At 41.5% G+C, this 7269-nt stretch carries 5 protein-coding genes; 4 read left to right on the forward strand and 1 reads right to left on the reverse strand.

The window, feature by feature from the left end; all coding sequences use genetic code 11:
* Positions 1-299: 299 nt before the first annotated feature.
* Positions 300-2243 carry an ATP-binding cassette domain-containing protein gene (locus JMX97_RS03425; protein WP_201555417.1) on the reverse strand — a complete coding sequence of 648 codons (1944 nt, stop codon included), beginning with the start codon at positions 2241-2243 and terminating at the stop codon, positions 300-302.
* Between the two features lie 313 nt (positions 2244-2556).
* Between JMX97_RS03425 and JMX97_RS03430 the strand changes: the two genes are divergently transcribed.
* From JMX97_RS03430 to JMX97_RS13990, 4 genes are all read left to right on the forward strand, one after another.
* Positions 2557-2838 (forward strand): SlyX family protein, encoded by a 282-nt coding sequence (locus tag JMX97_RS03430; RefSeq protein WP_201555418.1) that lies wholly within the window; start codon positions 2557-2559, stop codon positions 2836-2838.
* Between the two features lie 314 nt (positions 2839-3152).
* Positions 3153-4415, forward strand: coding sequence for an OmpP1/FadL family transporter (locus JMX97_RS03435; RefSeq protein WP_201555419.1), 1263 nt, complete (start codon positions 3153-3155; stop codon positions 4413-4415).
* Positions 4416-4870: 455 nt separating this feature from the next.
* The gene (locus JMX97_RS03440) at positions 4871-6352 is read left to right on the forward strand and encodes an outer membrane protein transport protein (protein WP_201555420.1); all 1482 of its coding nucleotides are present in this window, start codon (positions 4871-4873) and stop codon (positions 6350-6352) included.
* Positions 6353-7136: 784 nt separating this feature from the next.
* The coding region (locus tag JMX97_RS13990; protein ID WP_201555421.1) for a helix-turn-helix domain-containing protein at positions 7137-7269 on the forward strand (133 nt) is incomplete at its 3' end.

Here is a 7269-nt window from a genome sequence, read left to right on the forward strand (position 1 = left end):
GGGCATAGTTGTCTATTGAACATGACAAAATGCTCACAGTCGCCTTATAGGCCATATTTTGCATCAAGGTCTAAGCTATTGGAGGAGAGTTTAGTGATTCAATAATTACCTTATAAAAGATAAGGGTATTAAGCAATAAGGAATGATACTTGAAATTAAGACAATCTTCACTAACTTTCAGTACATTTCCAATGTGTAACTATATATGAGCCAATTATCATCACTCTATATTGTAAAATGATGATGGTGGCAATGTTGTTAGAGCCTATGTTATTAGAACCTGTTTCTAAAAAATAACATTAACCTTCAAGCGTATCCCAACGCTCAAGCTTATGCATCATCTCATCTTCTATGATTAATAAGCGCTCACTAGCTGCCGTTGCTGCATCAAAATCTTGATTAAACCATGAACCATCAGCCAGCTTTTCTTGTAGCTGAGTTTGTTCGGCTTCAAGAGCCGCAATCTCTTTTGGTAAATTATCAAGCTCACGCTGATCATTAAAATTAAGCTTTTTGGCCACTTTATTAGGCTTAGCTGCTGGCACTGATTTGTTAGTAGACTTACTATTGGCCGTACCATTATTTGGAGCGCGCGCTGCCTGTGCTGCTTGCTCACGTTTTTTCTGTACTAAATATTCTTGGTAGCCGCCAACATATTCTTTGACGATGCCTTTGCCGTCTTCATCTTGGTCAAATACCCAAGTTGAAGTAACCACGTTGTCCATAAAGGAGCGGTCATGGCTGATCAGCAATATCGTACCGCTAAAGCTACTGACCGATTCTTCTAATAGTTCAAGGGTTGCCATGTCCAAGTCATTGGTCGGCTCATCGAGCACTAGAATGTTGGCAGGTTTCAGCAGTTGCTTGGCCAATAACACCCGGTTACGCTCACCGCCCGATAAAGCCTTAACTGGCGTGCGTGCACGCTCTGGGGCAAACAAGAAGTCTTGCAGATAGCTCATAATATGGGTCTTGCGGCCACCAACTTCGACAAAGTCTGAGCCTTCTGAGACGTTCTGGGCAACACTGGCTTCTAGGTCTAACTGATCACGTAACTGGTCGAAAAATGCGATTTTCAGGCTAGTGCCTAATTCAACACTACCGGTTTTGGTCACTTCATCATCAGACATGTCGAGTAAGGCTTTAATAAGGGTGGTTTTGCCTGCGCCATTAGGCCCGACAATACCAATCTTGTCACCACGCATAATGGAGGTAGTAAAGTTATCGACTAAGACATTACCATCGTACTCAAGATGTAAGTTTTTGACTTTACAGACCAACTTGCCACTTTTTTCACCTTGACCCATAGTAATGTTGACATTACCTACTTGCTCACGACGGTCTCCACGCTCTGCACGTAACGCTTTTAGGTCACGTACGCGCCCTTCGTTACGAGTACGGCGAGCTTTAATTCCTTGACGAATCCAAACTTCTTCTTGTGCCAGTTTTTTATCAAAGTTAGCGTTGTTTTTCTCTTCAGCTAATAATTGTAGCTCTTTTAGTTCTTGATAGCGTGCATACCCGCCTGCACCTTGAGTGACGTCATAGCTGGTCAACTGACCGCGATCAAGCTCGATGATACGAGTCGATAGTTTATTAACGAAAGCTCTATCATGGGTGACGAATAATAATGTCAGACCTTGCCAATCTAATAAGAAGCGCTCAAGCCATTCGATACTCTCAACGTCCAAATGGTTGGTAGGCTCATCAAGGAGCAGCACATCAGGCTTAGTAACCAAAGAACGCGCCAGGAGCACACGGCGCTTACGACCACCGGAGAGCGATGATAAGTCATCTTCTGGATCGAGTCCCATAGTTGTGATTAGACGGGTTGCCTCACGCTCTAAATCCCAGCCATGTACGGCATCGATATCGTGCTGCAAATTTGCCATATGCTCGCACGCATCCATATCGCCATTAGCGCATAGATCGGTCTGCTTATTATAATTAATCAGTAGATCTGCGGTACGGCGACTGCCGCCCATGACGATATCTAAGATTTTACCGTTGGTCTCGGGCACATCTTGTTCGAGCATAGCGACCCGCACGCTACTATTGATGATAACCTCGCCGCTATCAGGCTGCAACGAGCTATTAATCAGCTTAAACAAGGTAGATTTGCCTTCGCCGTTGCGGCCAATTAAGCACACGCGCTCGCCTGCATCGATAGCAAAATCAATGCCATCAAGAACAGGAGCGACGCCAAAGGCAAGGTGGATGTCTTTTAAATGTATCAGTGCCATAGAGTATCTTAAGCTTATATAATAGTGAGGTAGGGGTTGTTGCGAAATTGCGAGCAGTATAACATGCTGCCACGCGACTGTAGCGTGAGTAAGCGTTTTTTATGACTGTTATTTTATTGCTGCTATCATCATAAAAGGCTATTAAGACGCTATTCATAACTACATATTAAGTAACAACGGCTTATAGAATTAAACATCTTAACAACTGAGATTATTGCCAATTGTTTACCAGTAGTCGTCTATCTATCCACGGCTCAGTTTATTCTTAGCTCAGTACGCGACACATCATAAACATTATAACATCGAGGAAAATATGAACATATCTGCACCACAAGACCAAAACTTATCCAAGGCCCAAGACAATACTTCAGTAGTGCAATCTGAGTTGCAAGTACAAATGATCGAAATACAAATGAATATGGCGCACCTTGAGCTAACGGTAGAGCGACTCGATGAGGTCATCACTCGGCAAGACAAGCATATTCGCGAGTTACAACGTCAACTACAGCTTGTTTATAAGCAAGTAGAAACCCAAAATGCAGATAGTGGTATCGCCCCGTTCGACGTTATGGCCGATAGACCACCACATTATTAATTAGATGACAATCAGATACTAGCAAGATAAGTAGCCGTTAGATTTGCTGGTTTGATTTCAATAAATATCATAAAATTAATAATTGCTTATAAATAAGGTGGCGGTATGCAGCATTTTTATCGCATAGTAAAGAAACAATTGTATTCGCGTTGATGGATATAAATGTCTTCTACTGACTGTCCAGTCATAATAGAGCAATAATGTGTTTTTGTGGTTGTCTTAGTGTTTAAAAGGCATTAGTATCCTCTCCGGATGCCGTTTACCTACCATGTTTGGAGTAGCGGTAAAACAATGCGGATGTTTGGAGATATACAATGCGCCCTACCTTTCACTTAAAAACTCTTGCGGTAGCCGTCGCTGCTTTTTCTGTCGCTAGCATGGCGAATGCTGCCGGTCTTGATCGTTCAGGTCAAGATATCACCGCATTCCTACAAGATGGTTTATACGCTGAAGCCAGCTATACTTATATTGATGCTGATGTGAGTGGTTATGATAATGAGGCTAATACGGCTATTGATAAAAATGCCTATAAGCAAGGTAATAAAGTCGATGATATCGCTGAATCTTATGACTTTTTTCGTTATGGCGTAAAAGCAGATATCAATGATACCTTTAGCGTGGGTGTTTTATACGACGAGCCTTTCGGCGCGGCTGCTGATTATAGCGGTGATAATAATTTTGTAGATGCAAGTGGTGAAGGTACTAATGTAGAAGTACGTACTGAAAGCATTACCGGTATCATCGGTGCAAAACTTGGTGAAAATAAGAATTTCCAACTTTATGGCGGTCCAGTAGCTCAGCGTGTACAAGCTGATGTAAAACTACGTGGCGAGGCTTATAGCATAGCAAATGGTTATACTACACATATCAGTGCTGACCAAGATTATGGTTGGTTAGCGGGTGTTGCTTATAGCAAGCCTGAAATTGCCCTACAAGCTGCATTAACGTATCGTTCAGAAATTGAACATAATACGCAAGCATCTGAAATCTATCCTCGTGTCGCTGGTCTACCTTCTAGCCTAGGGCTTTCAACAAATAGAAGCGATACTATTGAGATTACCACCCCTAAATCTGTAAATTTTGATTTTCAAACCGGTATTAATCCTACTATGTTAGCCACGGCTAAAGTACGCTGGGTACCATGGAGCGATTTTGCGATTACTCCATCGTTATATAATGAAAATAGTAAGGGGCTAATAGGTGTACCTGGTGTCTCTGGCATTCCTCCAGAAGGGTTAGACTTAGTTAGTTATGACAAAGATCAGTGGCAGGTAGAATTGGGTCTTGCCAAACGTCTAACACCAGCTTTAGCCGTTACTGGTAATGTTGGTTGGGATAGTGGTGCGGGTGATCCAACAACCTCTCTAGGTCCTATTGAAGGCTACTATAGTGTTGGTCTTGGCGCGAAGTATAACGTAACTCCAAACTGGGCAGTTTCAGCTGGTGGTAAATACCTATGGTTCGGTGATGCTGAAGGCCAAATCCCAAGCAAAACTATCGTTAGTAACTTTGAAGACAATGATGGCTATATCGTTGGTGTGAAACTGTCTTATCAAGCCAAGCAAAATTTTAACTAGAGTGTAATAGGATTAGCCTTATGTAAGGTAAACTCTGTTATATACATAGAAAAAGCGATCCTTAATGGGTCGCTTTTTTTATTCAGCTTAAGTCAAAATAGTTAATATTTTAAAAGATCTAACCAAAAACGGCTTTTGAAGAAATATCAGAATCATATATTATCTAATGTGATTGACACTCACGAATACAGATAGTGGTAGATATTGTGAAAGTAGTGGTAGATATTGTGAAAGCGAATAAAATTTAGAGCAATTGTATTAGAAGCTTGTTTACATGTTTTGTGTACTGTTCAGTCATAATAGGGAAATAAAGTACTTTAGTTGTTGTTTTAGTGTGAAAAAGGCATTAGTATTCAAATTAGGACACCGTTTACATCATTAGCATGTCGTGCAGTATCACTGCGACTTGCTAAATATAACAACGGTAAAACAACGAGGATGTTTGGAGATACACAATGCGCACTACTTTTCACTTAAAAACCCTTGTAGTAGCAATTGCTACTTTTTCTGTAGCCAGCGTTGCTAGCGCTGCTGGTCTTGATCGATCAGGTCAAGATATGACTGCCTTCTTACAAGATGGTGTCTATGCTGAAGCTGTATATACTTATATCGATGCCGATGTTAGTGGTTATGATAGTGCCAATAACAACCCTGGTGTTAATTCTTATGAGCGTGGTAACAAAACCGGAGATATCGCTGAAGGTTATGACTTTTTCCGTTATGGTGCAAAAGCCGATATTAACGACACCTTTAGTGTTGGTATCTTATATGATGAGCCCTTTGGTGCTGCTGCTGAATATACTGGTGATAGTAATTTTGTATCAAAAGGCGATGTCAATAACTCTATCATCGAGCTAACCAATGGTGATTTTAATGGCGCAACTATTGAACCTGAGATTACAAGATTAACGGGTGTTGCACAGGACACGTCGGCTACTCCAGAAGAAAGAGCCGCAGCTGGCGCTGGGGCAACAGCTCTTTCTACTGCCGTAGGAATAGCCAGAGCTGATGCAGGTGCTACCGTAGGCGAAAATACTAACGTAGAAGTTCGCAGTAATAGTATTACGGCTATTCTTGGTGCCAAGTTCGGTGCCAACAAGAATTTCCAAGTCTATGGTGGTCCAGTCGCTCAACGCATCAAGTCTGAAGTGAAGTTACGAGGACTTGCTTATGGTCCTGCTACTGGTTATACCTCGAATAGTAATGCTGATCAAGACTATGGTTATATAGCAGGTATGTCCTATAGTAAGCCTGAAATTGCACTAAAAGCGGCATTAACCTATCGTTCTGAAATTGATCACGATATGGATATCATTGAGACTTATCCTTTATTTGGTATCCTAACTGAAGCAGAAGCTCTCAGACAAGGAGCACCAGCTGCAACAGCGGCAGGCTTAGGGGCAGCAGCGGCCACTCAAAGGAATAAAATTGAGATTACTACGCCCAAATCAGTCAACTTTGATTTCCAGACTGGTCTTAACCCAACTACATTAGCAACAGCCAAAGTACGTTGGGTGCCATGGAGTGATTTTGTAATTACGCCACCGTTATATAATGAAGTTAGTAAGAATAATAAGTTATATGAAGAAAACGGTTTAAACTTGGTTGAATACGAAGATGACCAGTGGCAAGTAGAAGTTGGTATTGCCAAACGTTTAGCACCAGCACTTGCCGTTAGTGGTACTGTTGGTTGGGATAGTGGTGCTGGCGATCCAACGACTTCACTAGGTCCTATCGAAGGGTATTATAGTGTTGGTCTTGGTGCCAAGTATAACGTCACCAAAAACTGGGCTGTATCAGCCGGTGGTAAATACTTATGGTTTGGCGATGCTCAAGGAGCACTACCAACTGACAAAATCGTTGCTGACTTCGAAGACAACGACGGTTATATTGTAGGTGTGAAGCTTTCTTACCAAGCAATGCAAAATTTTAACTAGAGCTTAATAGCAATAGTCTTCTGTTGAAGTTAGCGCTATCGTCTAATACAAAAAAGCGATCCATACAGGGTCGCTTTTTTGTGGGCTCATATAAATTTTATAGGTTCATGTAAACACTTTTGACTGATAAACAGCAAAGACACGCTTATCATTGACAACACAGTCTCTTCTATAGCTGCTCTAAGGTACGGAATTAGTCTTACCGTATTAGGGGCTCAAACCGACTTGGCTCAGCTCAGACCGCACTTGCAGGTGGCTACTTGATGTCCTTATCAGGTCGAATTGATACTATCGTGAATCAGGGATAAAAAAGGTACTGGGATAATAAGAGAAAGTTGTAGCTGACTTATCAAAGCAAATCTATCAAGCGTATCTGCCTCTGTAACGGTATCATAAACCTATAGTGTCTGTTTACTATAAAATCGCTACGGCGTTGGCCTTGTTAATTACACCAATATATTTTTTATCTTGTATGGTTTTCTTGTATAGTTGAGCCACTTTAAAACGAACACAGTATGGCTAGGAGGAATTTTCACAGCCTCTGGAGTGACGTAGTTGCACAGCAAGCTACAAATATTTTACCCACTACACGGAATCATATGTGTGTCTATTTTATTTGGTACTGACTATATCTATACTATTGTAGATTGACTACAGGAGCCAACTGCCCACGCTTTTAGCAACTGCGTAGTTAATAGTGGTAGTTGCAGTGCAGTGTAGAGCCTAAGCTTGATTTGAATGTCGTATTATAGTCAATAAACCAAAAAAGAACTACAATACCTAAATGACATACTCAAATGATTTTCGACAACTCGTATTAAGCAAGATTGCAGCAGGGCAAACGGTACGCCGCGTTGCCCAAGACTTTAATATTAGCACCAAAACAGTCCAAGACTGGAAAAAGGGTGTTCCAAAGA

The organism is Psychrobacter sp. 72-O-c, from assembly GCF_904846605.1.
Lineage (GTDB): Bacteria > Pseudomonadota > Gammaproteobacteria > Pseudomonadales > Moraxellaceae > Psychrobacter.

Bases quoted from the DNA above. Each gene is read 5' to 3' on its own strand.
- JMX97_RS03430 (WP_201555418.1), top strand. From the start codon at position 2,557: ATGAACATATCTGCACCACAAGACCAAAACTTATCCAAGGCCCAAGAC.
- JMX97_RS03425 (WP_201555417.1), bottom strand. From the start codon at position 2,243: ATGGCACTGATACATTTAAAAGACATCCACCTTGCCTTTGGCGTCGCT.
- JMX97_RS03440 (WP_201555420.1), top strand. From the start codon at position 4,871: ATGCGCACTACTTTTCACTTAAAAACCCTTGTAGTAGCAATTGCTACT.
- JMX97_RS03435 (WP_201555419.1), top strand. From the start codon at position 3,153: ATGCGCCCTACCTTTCACTTAAAAACTCTTGCGGTAGCCGTCGCTGCT.